Source organism: Streptomyces olivochromogenes (assembly GCF_021538895.1).
Taxonomy (GTDB): Bacteria; Actinomycetota; Actinomycetes; order Streptomycetales; family Streptomycetaceae; genus Streptomyces; species Streptomyces olivochromogenes_A.
Genome location: NZ_JADDRL010000059.1, coordinates 27,928 through 44,405 on the forward strand (window position 1 = coordinate 27,928; position 16,478 = coordinate 44,405).

The 16,478-nt window shown below is 71.1% G+C and carries 17 protein-coding genes; 6 read left to right on the forward strand and 11 right to left on the reverse strand.

Annotation, left to right across the window (positions count from 1 at the left end; translation table 11 throughout):
- Nucleotides 1–30 precede the first annotated feature (30 nt).
- On the forward strand, nt 31–432 hold the full coding sequence (locus IPZ69_RS27145; protein ID WP_235457154.1) for an ATP-binding protein: 402 nt from the start codon (nt 31–33) through the stop codon (nt 430–432).
- A gap of 34 nt (nt 433–466) precedes the next feature.
- Here the strand turns inward: IPZ69_RS27145 and IPZ69_RS27150 are convergent, their stop codons facing one another.
- Together IPZ69_RS27150 and IPZ69_RS27155 are read right to left on the reverse strand one after the other, a co-directional pair.
- Nucleotides 467–1,909 (reverse strand): sensor histidine kinase, encoded by a 1,443-nt coding sequence (locus tag IPZ69_RS27150; RefSeq protein WP_235457156.1) that lies wholly within the window; start codon nt 1,907–1,909, stop codon nt 467–469.
- A complete protein-coding gene (locus IPZ69_RS27155) occupies nt 1,906–2,592 on the reverse strand; it encodes a response regulator transcription factor (RefSeq protein ID WP_235457158.1) in 687 nt (228 codons plus the stop codon). The genes IPZ69_RS27150 and IPZ69_RS27155 overlap by 4 nt, the downstream gene beginning before the upstream one ends.
- A 167-nt stretch (nt 2,593–2,759) precedes the next feature.
- Here IPZ69_RS27155 and IPZ69_RS27160 point away from each other — a divergent pair, with 167 nt between their 5' ends.
- Nucleotides 2,760–5,168, forward strand: a complete 2,409-nt coding sequence (locus tag IPZ69_RS27160) for an MMPL family transporter (RefSeq protein WP_235457192.1) — start codon at nt 2,760–2,762, stop codon at nt 5,166–5,168.
- Here the strand turns inward: IPZ69_RS27160 and IPZ69_RS27165 are convergent.
- The 9 genes from IPZ69_RS27165 to IPZ69_RS27205 all read right to left on the reverse strand — a co-directional run bounded on the left by IPZ69_RS27165 (nt 5,161) and on the right by IPZ69_RS27205 (nt 12,069).
- Nucleotides 5,161–5,766, reverse strand: a complete 606-nt coding sequence (locus IPZ69_RS27165; protein ID WP_235457159.1) for a Uma2 family endonuclease — start codon at nt 5,764–5,766, stop codon at nt 5,161–5,163. The genes IPZ69_RS27160 and IPZ69_RS27165 overlap by 8 nt on opposite strands.
- A gap of 90 nt (nt 5,767–5,856) precedes the next feature.
- On the reverse strand, nt 5,857–6,606 hold the full coding sequence (locus IPZ69_RS27170) for a TetR/AcrR family transcriptional regulator (RefSeq protein ID WP_235457160.1): 750 nt from the start codon (nt 6,604–6,606) through the stop codon (nt 5,857–5,859).
- Nucleotides 6,607–6,660: 54 nt separating this feature from the next.
- Nucleotides 6,661–7,071 carry a VOC family protein gene (locus IPZ69_RS27175; protein ID WP_235457161.1) on the reverse strand — a complete coding sequence of 137 codons (411 nt, stop codon included), beginning with the start codon at nt 7,069–7,071 and terminating at the stop codon, nt 6,661–6,663.
- A 70-nt stretch (nt 7,072–7,141) separates the two neighbouring features.
- Nucleotides 7,142–7,708: a hypothetical protein gene (locus IPZ69_RS27180; protein WP_235457162.1), complete on the reverse strand. Its 567-nt coding sequence runs from the start codon at nt 7,706–7,708 to the stop codon at nt 7,142–7,144.
- A 114-nt stretch (nt 7,709–7,822) separates the two neighbouring features.
- The gene (locus IPZ69_RS27185) at nt 7,823–8,584 is read right to left on the reverse strand and encodes a succinate dehydrogenase iron-sulfur subunit (protein ID WP_235457163.1); all 762 of its coding nucleotides are present in this window, start codon (nt 8,582–8,584) and stop codon (nt 7,823–7,825) included.
- Nucleotides 8,584–10,338: a succinate dehydrogenase flavoprotein subunit gene (gene sdhA, locus IPZ69_RS27190; RefSeq protein WP_235457164.1), complete on the reverse strand. Its 1,755-nt coding sequence runs from the start codon at nt 10,336–10,338 to the stop codon at nt 8,584–8,586. The genes IPZ69_RS27185 and sdhA overlap by 1 nt, the downstream gene beginning before the upstream one ends.
- A 19-nt stretch (nt 10,339–10,357) precedes the next feature.
- The gene (locus IPZ69_RS27195) at nt 10,358–10,840 is read right to left on the reverse strand and encodes a succinate dehydrogenase hydrophobic membrane anchor subunit (RefSeq protein ID WP_235457165.1); all 483 of its coding nucleotides are present in this window, start codon (nt 10,838–10,840) and stop codon (nt 10,358–10,360) included.
- Between the two features lie 5 nt (nt 10,841–10,845).
- Nucleotides 10,846–11,226: a succinate dehydrogenase, cytochrome b556 subunit gene (gene sdhC / locus IPZ69_RS27200; protein WP_308407547.1), complete on the reverse strand. Its 381-nt coding sequence runs from the start codon at nt 11,224–11,226 to the stop codon at nt 10,846–10,848.
- Between the two features lie 207 nt (nt 11,227–11,433).
- A complete protein-coding gene (locus IPZ69_RS27205) occupies nt 11,434–12,069 on the reverse strand; it encodes a 2-oxo-4-hydroxy-4-carboxy-5-ureidoimidazoline decarboxylase (RefSeq protein ID WP_235457166.1) in 636 nt (211 codons plus the stop codon).
- A 155-nt stretch (nt 12,070–12,224) separates the two neighbouring features.
- On the opposite strand from IPZ69_RS27205, the gene IPZ69_RS27210 reads away from it, so the two are divergent.
- From IPZ69_RS27210 to IPZ69_RS27225, 4 genes are all read left to right on the forward strand, one after another.
- Nucleotides 12,225–13,871 carry a beta-N-acetylhexosaminidase gene (locus tag IPZ69_RS27210; RefSeq protein ID WP_235457167.1) on the forward strand — a complete coding sequence of 549 codons (1,647 nt, stop codon included), beginning with the start codon at nt 12,225–12,227 and terminating at the stop codon, nt 13,869–13,871.
- Between the two features lie 151 nt (nt 13,872–14,022).
- Nucleotides 14,023–14,793, forward strand: coding sequence for a DUF4328 domain-containing protein (locus IPZ69_RS27215; protein ID WP_235457169.1), 771 nt, complete (start codon nt 14,023–14,025; stop codon nt 14,791–14,793).
- A 119-nt stretch (nt 14,794–14,912) separates the two neighbouring features.
- Nucleotides 14,913–15,425 (forward strand): hypothetical protein, encoded by a 513-nt coding sequence (locus tag IPZ69_RS27220; protein WP_235457171.1) that lies wholly within the window; start codon nt 14,913–14,915, stop codon nt 15,423–15,425.
- 76 nt (nt 15,426–15,501) lie between these two features.
- Nucleotides 15,502–16,101 carry a hypothetical protein gene (locus tag IPZ69_RS27225; protein ID WP_235457173.1) on the forward strand — a complete coding sequence of 200 codons (600 nt, stop codon included), beginning with the start codon at nt 15,502–15,504 and terminating at the stop codon, nt 16,099–16,101.
- The last annotated feature ends 377 nt before the right edge of the window (nt 16,102–16,478 follow it).

Below are 16,478 nucleotides of genomic sequence, written 5' to 3' on the forward strand. Positions count from 1 at the left end.
ACGGAGGTGTGCGTGGGGTGAGGAGCAGACGTGCTGAGACGCAACGCCTTCCGGCTGCCCCGGCATCCGGCGTCCGTCGGTCTCGCCCGGCGCCGGGTCCGGGACCATCTGGCCGACTGGGGCCACCGGTCCGGTGACCCGGCGCTGGAGGACGTGGTCCTGCTGGTGTCCGAGCTGGCCACCAACGTCGTACGCCACGGACCCCTGCTGGAGCGGGAGTTCGAGGTCGCCGTGACCGCCCTCGCGGACGGCTCCTGCCTCGTCGAGGTCTCCGACGAGGGCCGCCACGAACCCCGGCTGCGACTGGTGCGGGACGGCGACGAGACCGGCCGCGGGCTGCACCTCGTGGCGGCCGTCGCCGCGGCCTGGGGCGTGTGGAGCCGCGGCGGCCACGGCAAGACGGTGTGGGCACTGGTCTCGGCCCCCGCCTGAGGCGCCGTATGCCGCGCCCACGGCACTTCCCCGGCTACGACCCCACGGGCACCCGTACCGGAAGCGTCACCGTCACCGCCAGGCCCTCGCCCGGGGCCGTGCACACCGCCACCTCGCCGCCGTGCGCGCGGACGACGCCCTTCACGATCGCGAGGCCCAGCCCGCTGCCCGCGCCGCCGCCCGCGCGGAAGAAGCGGTCGAAGACCCGCACCGCGTCCTCCTCGGCCAGCCCCGGGCCCTCGTCCGCCACGCACAGCCGCACCACCCCGTCCGCGCGCTCCACGCCCAGCCGCACCGGCACGTCGGCGGGCGTGTGCGTGCGCACGTTGGCCACCAGATTGCCGAGGACCTGGCGCAGGCCGGACTCGTCGGCGGACACCAGCAGGGCGCCGTCGGCGGCCACGGTGACCGGCCGCTCCGGCTGCTGTGCCCGCAGGTCCTCGGCCGCGTCCCGCACCAGCCGGCTCAGGTCGACGCTGCGGAACCGCAGCTCGGGGCGCTGGTCGAGGCGGGCGAGCGTGAGCAGCTCGTCGACCAGCCGCCCCATGCGGTCCGCCTCGGCGTTGACCCGGTCCCAGGCCCGCTTGCGCTCGGCCGCCTCGACCAGCATGCCCTTGTCGTACAGCTGGAGGTAGCCGCGTATGGCCGCCAGCGGGGTGCGCAGCTCGTGCGAGGCGTCGGCGACGAAGCGGCGCAGCTGGGCCGCGCTGCGCTCGCGCGTCCGGTACGCCGACTCCACCTGCTGGAGCATGGAGTTGAGGGCCAGCCGCAGCTGCTCGACCTCCTGGGTGGGCTCCCGGCTGGAGGGCACCCGCCGGGTGAGGTCGCCCTCGGCGATCGCCGAGGAGGTCTCCACCATGTCCTCCAGGGGCCGCATCCGGCGCCGCACGCTGAACATGGTCAGGCAGGCCAGCAGCGCCAGCAGCAGCGTGCCCACGGCGAGGTCGAGTCCGACCGCCTTGGCCATGCCCCGGTGCAGGCCCTCGGTGGAGGTGGCCAGCAGGATGTAGGGGCCGTCGGCGAGCCGGGTCGCGGTCACCCGGTACGCGGTGCCGTGCACGCTCACGTCGTGCGGGTCGGGGTCGGCGGCGAGCGCCCGCGGGTCGTCCACCGCGTCCGCGAGCCCGCGCTGGGCCTCGGTGGGCTTGATGCCGAACAGGGTGAGGGCCGTGCCCCGGCCGTCCACGGCGGTGAAGATCGAGTCCGGTGTCGGACGGTCGTCCCTGCCCGTGGGCGCGATCCGGTCGCGGACGACGCCCAGCACGCTCAGCGAGTCGACCTGGCGCAGGGTGAGGCCCGAACTGCCCAGCGAGTCGCGCATCTTGGTCAGCTCGGCGTCCACCTGGCCGAGCAGGTAGTGCCGCATCCCCATCAGGCTGACCGCGGTCGCCACGACGATGCCGAGCGCGAGCAGCGCGACATTGGTCAGGGTCAGCTTGCCGCGCAGGGAGTGGATGCCCCCGCACCGCCGCCTCATGCGAGCCCGTATCCGATACCCCGCCGCGTGGTGATCACCGGCGGTCCCAGGGTGTCCAGCTTGCGGCGCAGATAGCTGATGTAGGTCTCGACGACGGTCGACTCGGGCGGGGTGTGCTCGTACTGCCAGACGTGGCGCAGCAGTTGCTCCTTGGGCACGATCCGGCCGCCGTTGCGCACCAGGAAGCGCAGCAGCGCGTACTCGGTCGGGGTCAGCTCGACCGTACGGCCCGCGCGGTGCACCGAGTACGTCGTCTCGTCCAGCTCCAGGTCGCCGTACCGCAGCGGCGGCCGCTCGGGGATGACGTCGGCCGAGCGGGTGCGGCGCAGCACCGCGCCGACGCGGGCGACGACCTCGTCGATGTTGAACGGCTTGGTGATGTAGTCGTCGCCGAAGCCGAGGGCGCCCACGATCTCGGCGGGGGAGTCGCGCGCGGTGAGGAAGACCAGCGCCAGGTCGGGCTGCCTGGCGCGCAGTTCCCGCCCCAGCGCCCGGCCGTCCCCGTCCGGCAGCATCACGTCGAGCAGGGCCGCGTCGGGCCGGGTGCGCTCGGTCAAGGCGAGGGCCTCGCGGACGGTGCCCGCCGTCATCACCTCGAAGCGGTGGTAGCGCAGGGCGATGGCGAGGACGTCCGCGATGCTCGGTTCGTCCTCCACGACCAGCACGGTGCCTGGAGCCGTCATGCCCCCAGTATCGGCACGACCGCGGACGACGGGGCACGCCCCAGCTTTGGAGTTCCTTGAGAGTCATGCGGATCACGTGTCCTCACGCGCGGGTGGCCGCCAATCCTGTTGCCAGGACCTGGGGGACCGACCGAACCGATCGACTGAGGAGTTAGAGCGTGGCGGCATTGGCACGGTGGTGCTATCGGCACCGGCTGGTGGTCCTGTTGGTGTGGGTGGGAGCGCTGTTCGGGCTGGGTTTCTCGGCCTCGACGGCGGGCACGGACTACGCGAACGTCTTCTCCCTCCCGAACACGGACTCCAAGCGCGCGTACGACCTGATGGAGAAGGCGTTCCCGGACAGCGCGGGCGACACCGACACGGTGGTGTGGAAGGTCGACCAGGGGTCGGTACGGGACGCCTCCGTACGGTCCCGGATCCAGCCCGCGCTGGAGAAGATAGCGGCGATGAAGGGCGTCGGCGACGTCACCGGACCCTACGCCGGCGCCCCCGGCGCGCGGCAGATCAGCCGTGACGGGCGGATCGCGTACGCGCAGATCACCTTCACCGAGCGGTCGAACGCCGTACCCAAGGAACTGGTCCAGGACGTCGTCGACACCGCGCAGGGCGCCGAACGCGGCGGTCTGCAGGTGGAGTTGGGCGGTCAGGCGATCCAGCGGGTGCAGGAGCCGCCGACCGGCCTCGCCGAGATGGTCGGCATCGTCGCGGCGGCCCTCGTGCTGTTCCTGGCCTTCGGCTCGCTGTTCGCGATGCTGCTGCCGATCGGCGTCGCCGTGTTCGGTGTCGGCACCGGCCTGTTCTCGACCCAGCTCCTCAGTCACACCACCGACATCCCTGACCTGGCCCCGCTGCTCGCCACCCTGATCGGCCTCGGCGTCGGCATCGACTACGCCCTGTTCATCGTCACCCGGCACCGGCGCGGCATCCTCAAGGGCATGGCGCCGGAGGACTCGGCGGCCACCGCCCTGGACACCTCCGGCCGCGCGGTGCTGTTCGCGGGCGGCACGGTGTGCATCGCGCTCGCCGGAATGCTGGTGACGAACCTGCGCTTCCTGGACGGGGTGGTGATCGGCACCTCGCTCACGGTCGTCCTGAGCGTGCTGGCCGCCACGACCCTGCTCCCGGCCCTGCTCGGCTTCCTCGGCCCACGGGTGCTGAGCCGCCGCCAGCGGCGGAAGCTGGCCGCCGAAGGCCCCGAGCGGGAGCGGGCGAGCGGACTGGCGGCGCGCTGGTCGGGGACCGTGCAGCGGCGCCCCCGTACGATCGCCGCGCTGGCGCTGGTGGTCATGGCCGTCCTCGCCCTGCCGGTGCTGTCGCTGCGGCTCGGCGCGACGGACCAGGGCAACGACGAGGCGTCGACGACCACGAGGAAGGCGTACGACCTGCTCGCCGAGGGCTTCGGGCCGGGCTTCAACGGCCCGCTCCAGGTGGTCGTGTCCGACGGCGACACCACGGCGCTGGTCAAGGACATCCGGGCGACGCGCGGCGTCGCGCAGGCGGCCGCGCTGCCGCCCGCGCGGGGCGTCACGGTCATCCAGGTGGTCCCGGCGACGTCACCCCAGTCGAAGCAGACGGACGAGCTGATCGACACGCTCCGGGACTACGTCATCCCGGACGCGGGCGCGCAGGCGCACGTGGGCGGTGTGACGGCGGTGTCGAAGGACTTCGCGACGGTCACCGGCGACCGTCTGCCGCTCTTCATCGCGACGATCATCGGCCTCGGCTTCCTGCTCCTGCTGATCGCCTTCCGCTCCGTGGTGGTGCCGCTGACGGCCGCCGTGATGAACCTGATCGCGGCCGCGGCCTCCTTCGGCGTCCTGGTCGCGATCTTCCAGTGGGGCGTGGGCCTGGACCTGCTCGGCCTCGGCAAGGAGGGGCCGATCAACGCCTTCCTGCCGGTCATCATGCTGTCCCTGCTCTTTGGCCTGTCGATGGACTACCAGGTGTTCCTGGTGAGCCGGATGCACGAGGAGTGGGTCCACACGAAGGACAACGCGCGTGCGGTGCGCGTCGGCCTGGCCGAGACCAGCCGGGTCATCAACTCCGCGGCGCTGATCATGGTCTGCGTCTTCCTGGCCTTCGTGCTGAGCGGCGACTCGGGCGCGGCGATGGCGGGCGTGGGCCTAGCGGCGGCGGTGGCCCTGGACGCGTTCGTCCTGCGTACGGCGCTCGTGCCGGCGGCGATGCATCTGCTGGGCGGGGCGAACTGGTGGCTGCCCGGGTGGCTGGACAAGCGGCTGCCGCATCTGGCGGTGGAGCCGACGGAGGAGGCCGCGGAAGCCGTAGATCCGGAGGGCGGCCCCGCCTCGGTGATCCATGGCTACGTCCGCACGCCCGAGGGCGATCCGGTCGAGGACGCGGGCGTGACACTGCTGTCGAAGGGCGGTCGCCAACTGGACCGGGTGACGTCCCTGGCCGACGGCTCGTACATCGTGTCGGTACCGGCGCCGGGTTCCTACCTGCTGGCGGTGACGGCGGGCTCACACGGCTCGAAGGCCCGGCATGTGACGGTGGCGGACGGGCCGGTGGTGTACGACGTGGAGTTGGCGGAGGGGGAGGTGGACGCGGTCAATTAGCTTCTGTCCGGCCTGCCTTGAGAATGGCGTCGACGTCGAGAGTGACGTCGGCGCCGATGGCTGCGGGTAGCGTGACAACTTCGCCGGGGGAGTACGGGCGGTGGCTCTCGTACCCGTCCCCCGCGGGGTCGGTCAGGACGTGCAGGCGCTGGTGTTTGCGGTCGACGATGACGTAGACGGGCACCTTCGCACCGGCGTATGCCTTGACCTTCTGACGCAGGTCGGCCTTCCAATTGCTGGAAGTGACCTCCAGGACCAGGCGGAAGCAGACGGGGGCGTAGCAGTTGTTCTCGGCGTGGTGGTCCCGGTAGTCGGCATCGACGAGCGAGAGATCAGGGATCGCGTAGTCCTCGGTGCCGGGCAGCCAGATGCCGATGCCTTGGACCACCTTGGACTCGCTGCCGTGCAGGCCTGCTGCGGCAAAGACGAACGCGAGGTCCATCAAGGCCTCTGCGTGAGGGCCGTCCGGGGGCGGGGTCACGAGGATCTGGCCTCCGATGATCTCGACGCGGTAGCCCGGATTGCGGTCCATGAGCAGGTTGGCCTCCGCGATCAGCGGACGGTCTCCGTGGGGCCGCTCGACGGATGCTGCTGACATCGCGTGCCTCCCGTGGGCTGGTGTCGAGAGCATCATCGTAGGCAGGCAGGACCCCCGGTGTCCCCTTCGAACCGCTTCACCCGAAAGTGATCACTCCGCCCCGGCCCGCCGCCCCTTGCCCCCCGGGTCCGGCAGGACCCTGGTCATGCCGGGCAGGAAGTCCGTGAACAGCTCGTGCACCTCCAGCACCAGCGGCCGCAGCACCCGGAACCGGGCCAGGGACACGCCCCGCGCGGTGAGCCGGGCCCCGCGCGCGGCCAGCCGGTAGCTGCGCTCGCGGCCCTCGGTCCGGTCGAAGACCCAGTACAGGACGAGGCCCATCTGGGCGAGCCACATCAGCTCGGGCAGTACCTCCCGCAGCTCCGCCGGCACTTTGGTCTTCGCCCCCCGGAGCACCTCCTTGTGGACACTGATGGCCTCCATGCGCGCGTGCTCGCTCTCCGGGGAGAAGGGGCTGAGCGGGCTGTCCGGGTCGGCGGCGTTCTTGAAGAACTGCACCGCGAACTCGTGGTACGGCTTCGCGATGTCCAGCCACGCCTTCAGCACACCGGCGAGCCGCGCCTCCAGATCGGTCTCCCGGGCCAGCACGTCCCGGACCGCCACCTGGTGCTCGGCGGCGATCCGGTCGTAGAAGCCCTGGATCAGGTGCTCCTTGCCCTCGAAGTAGTAGTACGCGTTGCCGACGGAGACCCCCGCCTCCTTGGCGATGGCCCGCATCGTGGTCTTGTCGTACCCGCGTTCCTGGAACAGCCGCATGGCCGTCTCCAGGATCAGCGCACGGGTCTGCTCGGACTTGCTCTGAGGGCCGGTCTCGTCGGGACCGTCGTTCTTCGCGGACACGGAAGAAGAGCCTAACGAGTGGCGCGGGCACCGCAGTCGCACCCCGGGGGTACCTCAGCACCGTCTGGCGAGCTCCGGCCGCTTCGTGTAGTCGGTGAATCCGAGGATGTTCCCCCAGGGGTCGGCGACCTCGACGGTCCACCCCGTGGCCACCGAGAACGGCTCGTCGAGCAGCGTGATCCCGGCGGCGGTGAGCGTCCGTGCCGCCGTACGCGCGTCCGGCACCTCCAGCCAGACGTGCGGCGAGGGCCAGGGCGGCGGCCGGTGCCCCACCGCCTCCTCGGCCCGCAGCAGAATCCCGGGGGTCTCGCCCCCGACCTTCAGCAGCGCGATCCCGCCCTCGTCGAACCGGAAGGCGGCGGTGAACCCGGCCCGCTCGTAGAAGGCGACGGCCTCCCCGAGGTCCCCGACGGGCAGCAGCACGTTGTCGAACCCGAGCAGTTCGTACGACTCGTCATCTGACATGCCATCAGATTAGGTACGGCGCAACGAGCACCCACGCGGACAGACCGCGGAGGTCACCCGCCCGGCGGTGTCAGAGAGGGGCGAGCTCGGTCCGGCCGGTGAAGTGACCGCCCACCTGTGCGGCGAGCCAGCGCACCCGGTCCAGGTCGCGCCCCGCGCGCACATGCACGTGGACGGTGTGGCCGGGGGAGCACTCGTACTGGTACAGGTCCCGGGAGTTCACCGACAGCGTGAGATACGCGTACTTCTGGGAGATCTCCTCAAGACCCGCCTCCGGGACCTCGGGCCAGCCGCTCAGGTCCCACCGCACGGCCGCCGCGTCCTCGACGCGCAGGGCCCGGATGAACGGCTCGGCCAGGTCCAGGGGGTGGGACCAGTCGTGGACCGAGACGGGCAGGCACTGTGCGGGGTCGTCCCCGGTCTTCGCCGACCGCGGTTCCGACGCCTCCGCCGCCCGCCAGTCGAGCTCGGGCAGCACCTTCAGTACCCCCGCCACGCCCTCCCGGGAGCGGATGGTGGCCTCGAAGTCCACCTCGGCGAAGGTGAGATCCGCGATCCCCAGGAACGTGCGCACGACACCGAGCGCCTCCTCCAGGTCGGGCGTGGTGAAGACGGCGGCCGCGGTCGAGTTGCTCATGTCGGCACCTTGGCAGAAGTGAGGGGAAACAGGGAGAAGCGAGAGAAACGCTCGGGCCCCGCTCCCCGGCACGAAACCGGAGGCGGGGCCCATCTCCTCGCAGGAGGGCGGAGCTCAGAAGCGGCGCGTGATGAGCGCCTTCTTGACCTCGGCGATCGCCTTGGTGACCTCGATGCCACGGGGGCAGGCGTCCGTGCAGTTGAAGGTCGTGCGGCAACGCCACACGCCGTCACGGTCGTTGAGGATCTCCAGGCGCTGCTCGCCGGCCTCGTCACGCGAGTCGAAGATGAAGCGGTGCGCGTTGACGATGGCGGCCGGGCCGAAGTACTGGCCGTCGTTCCAGAAGACCGGGCAGGACGACGTGCAGGCGGCGCACAGGATGCACTTCGTCGTGTCGTCGAAGCGCTCGCGGTCCTCCGCAGACTGCAGACGCTCGCGCGTCGGCTCGTTCGTCTCCTTCGTGATCAGGAACGGCATCACGTCCCGGTACGCCTGGAAGAACGGCTCCATGTCCACGACCAGGTCCTTGAGGACCGTGAGGCCCTTGATGGGCTCGATCGTGATCGGCTTCTCGGGGTTGATGTCCTTGATCAGCGTCTTGCAGGCGAGACGGTTCTTGCCGTTGATCCGCATCGCGTCCGAGCCGCAGATGCCGTGGGCGCAGGACCGGCGGAAGGTCAGCGTGCCGTCGACGTCCCACTTGATCTTGTGGAGGCCGTCGAGGACGCGCTCCTTCGGGTCGATCTCCAGCTGGAAGTCTTCCCAGGTCGCCTCGGCCGAGACCTCCGGGTTGAAGCGGCGGACTCGGAACGTGACCGTGATGTAGGGGGACGCCGCGGCCTCCGCCTCCACCTTGTCCAGAACGGGGGTTGCCATCAGTACTTACGCTCCATCGGCTGGTAGCGGGTCTGGACGACCGGCTTGTAGTCGAGACGGACGGACTCGGTGCCGTCGTCGCCCACCTCGCGGTACGCCATGGTGTGGCGCATGAAGTTGACGTCGTCGCGGTTCGGGTAGTCCTCGCGGTAGTGACCGCCGCGGGACTCCTTGCGGGCGAGGGCGGAGACCGCCATGACCTCGGCCAGGTCGAGCAGGTTGCCCAGCTCGATGGCCTCCAGCAGGTCCGTGTTGAACCGCTTGCCCTTGTCCTGGATCGACACGTTCTTGTAGCGCTCGCGCAGCTCGGCGATCTTCTCGACGGCCGTCTTGATCGTCTGCTCGGTGCGGAAGACCATGACGTTGGCGTCCATGGTCTCCTGCAGCTCGCGCCGGATCTCGGCGACCCGCTCGTTGCCGGTGGAGGTGCGCAGCCGCTCGATCTGGTCGACGACGAAGGTCTCCGGGTTCTCCGGCAGCTCGACGTAGTCGGCCTTCTGGGAGTACTCGGCGGCGGCGATGCCGGCGCGGCGGCCGAACACGTTGATGTCCAGCAGCGAGTTGGTGCCGAGGCGGTTGGCGCCGTGCACCGACACGCACGCGACCTCGCCGGCCGCGTACAGGCCCGGGACGACGGTGGTGTTGTCGATAAGGACCTCACCCTCGACGTTCGTCGGGATGCCGCCCATCGCGTAGTGCGCGGTCGGCTGGATCGGGATCGGGTCCGTGTACGGCTCGATGCCGAGGTAGGTGCGCGCGAACTCGGTGATGTCCGGGAGCTTGGCGTCCAGCTGCTCCGGCGGAAGGTGCGTCAGGTCCAGGTAGACGTGGTCGCCCTCGGGACCGCAGCCGCGGCCCTCGCGGATCTCCGTGTAGATGGAGCGGGAGACGACGTCACGGGATGCGAGGTCCTTCATGACCGGCGCGTACTTCTCCATGAAGCGCTCGCCGTCCTTGTTGCGGAGGATGCCGCCCTCACCACGGGCGCCCTCCGTCAGCAGGATGCCCATGCGCCAGATGCCGGTCGGGTGGAACTGGAAGAACTCCATGTCCTCCAGCGGCAGACCGCGGCGGTAGACGGCGGCCTGGCCGTCACCGGTCAGGGTGTGCGCGTTGGAGGTCACCTTGAAGAACTTGCCGGTGCCGCCCGAGGCGTAGATGACGGCCTTCGCCTGGAAGACGTGGATCTCGCCGGTGGCCAGCTCGTACGCCACGACACCGGACGACTTCTTGACGCCGTCGACCTCGGTGATCAGCTGGTCCAGGACGTAGAACTCGTTGAAGAACTCCACGCCCTCCTTGACGCAGTTCTGGTACAGCGTCTGGAGGATCATGTGGCCGGTGCGGTCCGCGGCGTAGCAGGACCGGCGGACCGGCGCCTCGCCGTGGTTGCGGCTGTGACCGCCGAAGCGGCGCTGGTCGATGGTGCCGTTCGGGGTGCGGTTGAACGGCAGGCCCATCTTCTCCAGGTCGAGGACGGCGTCGATGGCCTCCTTCGCCAGGATCTCGGCGGCGTCCTGGTCGACCAGGTAGTCACCGCCCTTGACCGTGTCGAAGGTGTGCCACTCCCAGTTGTCCTCCTCCACGTTGGCCAGCGCGGCGGCCATGCCGCCCTGCGCGGCGCCCGTGTGGGAGCGGGTGGGGTAGAGCTTGGTCAGGACCGCGGTGCGGCTGCGCTTCGTGGACTCGATGGCCGCGCGCATGCCCGCGCCACCGGCGCCGACGATGACGGTGTCGTACTTGTGGATCTTCATGATTCTCGCAGCCCCGTGCCTAGCGGATGTTCGGGTCGAAGGTGAAGATCACCAGCGTGCCCAGCAGGATGGTGAACACCGTGGCGGTGTAGAGCAGGCCCTTGAGCCACAGCCGGGTGTTCGCGCGCTCCGCGTAGTCGTTGATGACCGTGCGCAGGCCGTTGGCACCGTGCAGCATGGCGAGCCACAGCATCAGCAGGTCCCAGACCTGCCAGAACGGGGACGCCCAGCGGCCGGCCACGAAGGCGAAGCCGACCTTGGAGACGCCGCCGTCCAGCACGAGCTGGATCAGCAGGTGGCCGAGCACGAGGACGACCAGCACGACGCCGGACAGGCGCATGAACAGCCAGGCCGCCATCTCGAAGTTGCCCCGGGTGGACTTGGGGCTCTTCTTGGTGCGCTTGCGCGGCGACTCGATGAGGGGGGCCGGGTGGTCGACGCTGTAGAGCGCGTCGCCCTCGACGGGGCCGATCCCGGAAGCGGTGGTTTCAGTGGTGGACATCGGCGTCAGCTCCCGAAGAGGACACGAGCGGCGTGGCCGAGGACCGGGTAGATCGCGAAGGCCATCAGGACGACCCAGACGCCGACGACGGTCCACAGCATCTGCTTCTGGTAGCGCGGGCCCTTAGACCAGAAGTCGACGGCGATGACGCGCAGGCCGTTGAGCGCGTGGAAGAGGATGGCGGCGACGAGGCCGTACTCCAGCAACGCGACGATCGGCGTCTTGTACGTGGCTACGACCTTGTCGTAGGCCTCGGGGGAGACACGCACGAGAGCGGTGTCCAGCACGTGAACGAACAGGAAGAAGAAGATGAGGACGCCGGTGACTCGGTGAGCCACCCAGGACCACATTCCTTCCCGGCCGCGGTACAGCGTTCCAGCCGGCACGGAAGAACCCTCCGGGAGCGGGGACTAGGGCCGCGCCGGCTTCGGTTGTCGGTCGGGCCCGGCCGGGTACGGTCCACCGGCCCCCAGCATCGTAGCCATGCGGTGCGCCGCCGCTGACGGGGGGCCCGTTGGTGTGATCAAAGTGGCACCGGACGGGCTACTGCCGGGCGGCCACCAGGGTGGGCCCACCGGTCGTGGCCGCATCGGTCATTTACCGGGTACGGGCGCGTTCGGGCCGGTCGTGCCCCGCGGCGAAGCCGCTGGTGGGTACGACCGCGCAGGGCCGAGGAACGTGGCCAGTCTGCCTCTTGCCAGACGCCGCAGCTCCTCCGCCGCTATCACCCGCTCCTCCTCCGGATCGTTGGTCAATCGTGACCGGATGCCTTCGAGAATGCGGTCGAGCGCTTCGTCGGGGTGTACATCGCCCAGGTAGATGACGAACGCGTGGCCGAATCGCGCCTCGTAGGCGGCATGGGCCGCGCTCAGTGCCATGTGGGCCACCGAGTAGGTGTCCTCCGGCAGCTCCGGCAGCGCCTCGCCCGCCAGGGCCACCGACAGATCCCCCGGGGGCAGGTCGTACGCCGCCTCGTCCGCCGCCGCGAGCAGGGAGTCCAGGTCGGGATAGGGACGGTGGTCGGCGACGCGCCGGGCCCAGCGGAGGCTGCGCAGGCAGGCCAGGAGCGCCTCGCACGCCTCGTCGGCGGGCGCGGTGTTGAAGCCCTCCAGCAGCGCGGGGGACGCCTGGGTGCGGCTCTGCTCGGGGAGTGCCGGTATGGCCGCCCGGCCGGAGAGGTCGGAGGCGTACGGGAGACGGTGCGCAGGCAGCGTGAATCCTCGCGTCACAGGTGTTTTGGCAGGGGATACTGGGAAAGGTGTGTCGCCAACGTTATCGAGAGCGTTCACGGTGTGTCCGAGAGATGCCCGAAATTCACTCGGACGGGAGAGTTTCGGAACATGCGGTGGACGCATCCGTGTCGCGGGAGTCGTAGGTTGGCGTGGTGAGCCAGCACAGGCGCCGCCCGTCGGCGCAGCAGCTGAGGCAGAGGCGGACGGTGACCGCAGGGGTCTTCGTGGCCACGGTCGGCCTCGGTGTGGGCCTCGGGGTCTGGGCCTCCGCGGACGGGAACGACGCGGGAGCCCCCGCGGGAGCGGCACGGCCGCCCTCGGGCGGGGCGTCCGAGGCCGAGGCGGCGCCCACGCCCACACCCACCCGCAACTACCCCCTGTCCCAGGCACCCCGCACCATCCCCGCCGTGCGCTCCCACACCCCCGCCCGCGGCCCCGGCTGGCGCCCGGCGCACGGCCGGCGCGTGGTCGTGGGCGATCCCGAACTGGTCGACGAGGGGCGTCTGATCGCCGGTGAGCTCGGCCTCTCGTACGCGGGCGAGCGGGACGACGTGCGGGCCGGGGACGTACGACTGGCACTCAACGACGACGAGGGCGCGAACCCGGAGTCGTACTCGATGACCGTGCGCGGCGGGCGGGTCAGCATCAGCGGCCCTTCCGACGCGGGCGTCTTCTACGGCACCCGCACCCTCAAACAGGAGGTCCACGGCGGCGGTACGGCCCCGGAGGGCGTCGTGCGCGACCAGCCGGCCAAGCCGCAGCGCGGGTTCATGCTGGACATCGCACGCAAACCGTACTCCGCATCCTGGATCGAGGACCGGGTGCGCGAGCTGGGGGACCTGAAGTTCAACCAGCTGGGGCTGCACTTCTCCGACGACCAGGGCTTCCGGATCGAGTCCTCGACCCACCCGGAGATCGTGTCCCGGGACCATCTGACCAAGGCCCAGGTCAGGCGGATCGTCGACCTCGCCGCCGCCCGGCACATCGCCGTCGTCCCGGAGATCGACTCGCCCGGCCACCTCGGCGCGGTCATCGCCGCCCACCCCGACCTGCAACTGCGCAGCGCGCAGGGCGTCGCGGCACGCGGCGCCGTCGACATCTCCAAGGACAGCGCGGCCGCCCTCGTCGACGACCTGCTGGGCGAGTACGCCGACCTGTTCCCGGGCGGGTACTGGCACCTCGGCGGCGACGAGTACCGGGCCCTGACGGTGTCCGACCCGCAGGCGTCGTATCCGCAGCCGGCCGCCGCCGCCCGGCAGCGGTACGGCTCCGGCGCCACCGTCGCCGACCTCGCCACCGGCTGGCTGGGCGACCGCGCCGACACGATCCGGGCCCACGACCGCACGATGCGGGTCTGGAACGACGGCTTCTTCCGGAACACGTCCGTGCAGCCCGCCAAGGACCTCCAGGTCGCCTACTGGACCGGCAAGGAGATCGGCGCCCGGCAGCCGGTGGAGTACCTGAGCGCGGGACGGCAGGTCCTCAACTACAACGACGAGTTCCTCTACTACGTCCTCGGGCAGCCGCAGACCTTCGTCTATCCGACGGGAGAGCGGATCTACGAGCAGTGGACCCCGCGCGTGCTGCGCGGCACCGTCGCGGTGCCCGCGCGCTACGACGGGCAGATCCTCGGCGGGTCCTTCGCCGTCTGGTCCGACTTCCCGAACGCCCAGACGGAGAAGCAGGTGGCCGCGGGCATCCGGATGCCGCTGCGGGCCACCGTCCAGAAGCTGTGGGACCCGGGCCGACCCACGCTGAGCTGGGCGGAGTTCAAGAAGCTCGCGGACCGGCTGGGCTGACACCGGCCGGGCCGCCACCGCGTCGGCCGGCCGACCGGAATCGATTAGACGTACGACGCCCGCGAACCGTATCTTCCGCATGCCGCGCGTCGCGTTTCGGGGGAGAGAGCGACCGTCGGCGCTTTCGACCAACACCTCGGGGGATTCCATCGTGATCTGTTCACGCTGCCATCATTTCGCCGCCGCGCCCGGCGGCACCCTGTGCGCCCAGTGCGCCGTCGCCCTGCCCGCGCCCGCGCCCGCCGCCCCGTTCGCCCCACCGGCCAACGCCTGGCTGCGCTCGCCGGTCGGGCTCGGCCGGGCCGCCGCCGTGGCGCTCGGACTCGTCATCGCCGCCGACCTGTTCGCCATCTGGGCGGACCTGCTGAACATGCGGGTCGCCGACGAGCTCGCGGACGGCGCGTACACGGCGGGCATGGGCCGGCGGGCCGACCACGCCGACTCCGTCTACCGGGTGTCGGGCCTCGTCCAGACGACGGCCCTGCTGGCGAGCATCGTCATGTTCCTGTGCTGGTTCTACCGGGCGCGGGTCAACGCCGAGGTCTTCGACCAGGCCGGGCACGAGAAGTCGCGCGGCTGGGCGATCGGAGGGTGGTTCACGCCGGTGGTGAACCTCTGGTTCCCGCGCCGGATCACCCTCGACATCTGGGACGCCAGCACCGCCTGGGGCGCGCGCCGCTCGCACGTGCTGGTCAACACCTGGTGGACGCTGTGGATCATCTCCCTGTTCGCCGACCGGGCCGCGGCCGTCGAGTACCGCAAGGCCGACACCGCGTCGGAACTGGCCTTCGCCGCACGGCAGATGCTGTTCTCGGACGCCGTCGACATCGTGGCCGCCGTCTTCGCGATCCTCGTCGTCCTGCGGCTGACCCGTATGCAGCACCAGAAGGCGCTGGCCGGTCCGGTGCCCGCGATGGTCTGATCACCGGCCCGCCGCCGTCCGGCCGTCACCCCTCCGATTGCCGCATAAGGCTGCGGACCCCCGCGGGCCTGTGGTGTATTCGGCCCGAGCCGCACCGGACGGGCCATTGGGGGACGCGCATGGGCTACTGGGGGTACTTCGTCGTGGGCCGCGCCGAGCGGCCGCTCGCCGAACTCGCGACACTGGCCGGCGCCGAGGGCATGACCCTGCGGGCGTCGGCGCCCGACGGCTGGCAGGTGTGGGAGTACGCGGGTCCGGACAGCGAGGCCGGCGACGTCGGGAACATGAACGCCCTGGCCGAGCTGACCGGTGCGCCCGCGCTCTTCGGATACGTCATGGACAGCGCCTGCGTGGTCGTCGAGGCGGCCGCGCCTCAGAGCGGCGGCTGGACGACCTGTCTCGCGCGGGCCGCGATGGCCCGGTACCTCGGCGCCGGCCAGGAGGGACTCACGCTGGAGGACTACTTCCTCGAACCCGGCGACGCCGCCGGGCGCGCGGTGGCCTGGGCCGCCGAGGCGGGGCACGCGGTCGAGGCCGAGGCGCTGGTGGACGTGCTGACCGCCGAACCCGACCCATTGGCCGAAAACCTCTTCTTCCGCCTGCTCGACCGGCTCGGTGTGGTGCCGCTGTGACACTCCGGCGGCGTCGCACGCAGTAAGGGGAAGTGCGGGCTCCGTAAAGGTCGGCGCCCTGGCGAGGGAGGCGTGGATGAGCCTGGTGGAACTGATCGCTCAGGCCGACGAACGCGGACTGGCGACCAGCGGGTTGGCTTGTTTGGACCGGTGCGTGCCCTTGCTGGGCGGCGACGACGAGGTGCTGCGCCCGCTGTGGGCGAGCCTCGCGGACGGCGGCGGCGACTGGGCGGAGGGCCTGGAGAAGGCGCGTACGGCGCTCGACTCCGTCGGCCCGGAGGAGCCCGCCGAGGACGAGGCCGCGCTGCTCGCACGCCGGATGCTCGGCGCCGCCCCGGCCGAGCGCACCGGAGCCGGGATACGGGTGTGGGCCGACGCCTGCTCCGTGGCCTCGCTCCATATACACCGGCTCCTCGACCCCGCCGGGGACGGCGCCGGCTCGGCCGACGAGCTCCCGCACGCCCTCAACTCCGTGCGCGCGGGCGGGATCCCCGCCGAGGGCCGTACGGAGGGCATGTCGCCGCTGGTCGCCGCCGAACTGCGACGCCAGGTCACCGTCCTGGAACTGCTGGCCGGCTACGGCACGGGCGGGCTCCGCCAGGCACTGGAGGTGTCGACCGAGGGCCGCCGGGTACTGCGCGCGGTGGTGTCACGCCGGGCCCGGGGCCGCGGCTGAACCGGACGGCCTCGCGCACCGGAGGGCCCCGCATACCGGGGGCCTTGTATACCGGACGGCCCCGTATGCCGGACGGCGCTTCGGCCCGGGCGGCCCAGCAATCCGGAGGGTTCAGCAACCCGGACGGCCATGCAGCCGTGCGGCCTCTCGGCCCGTGCGGTCTTTCAGCTGCGCGGTCTTTCAGCCGTGCGGTGCTTCAGCCCTGCGGTCCCTCGGCCCGGACAGCCCTTCAGTCCGTGCGGTGCTTCAGCCCCGCGGTCCTTCAGCCCGGACAACCCTTCAGTCCGAGCGCTGCTTTAGCCGTGCGCTCCTTCGGCCCATGCGGTCCCTCGGCCCGGACAGCCCTTCAGTCCGTGCGGTGCTTCAGCCCCGCGGTC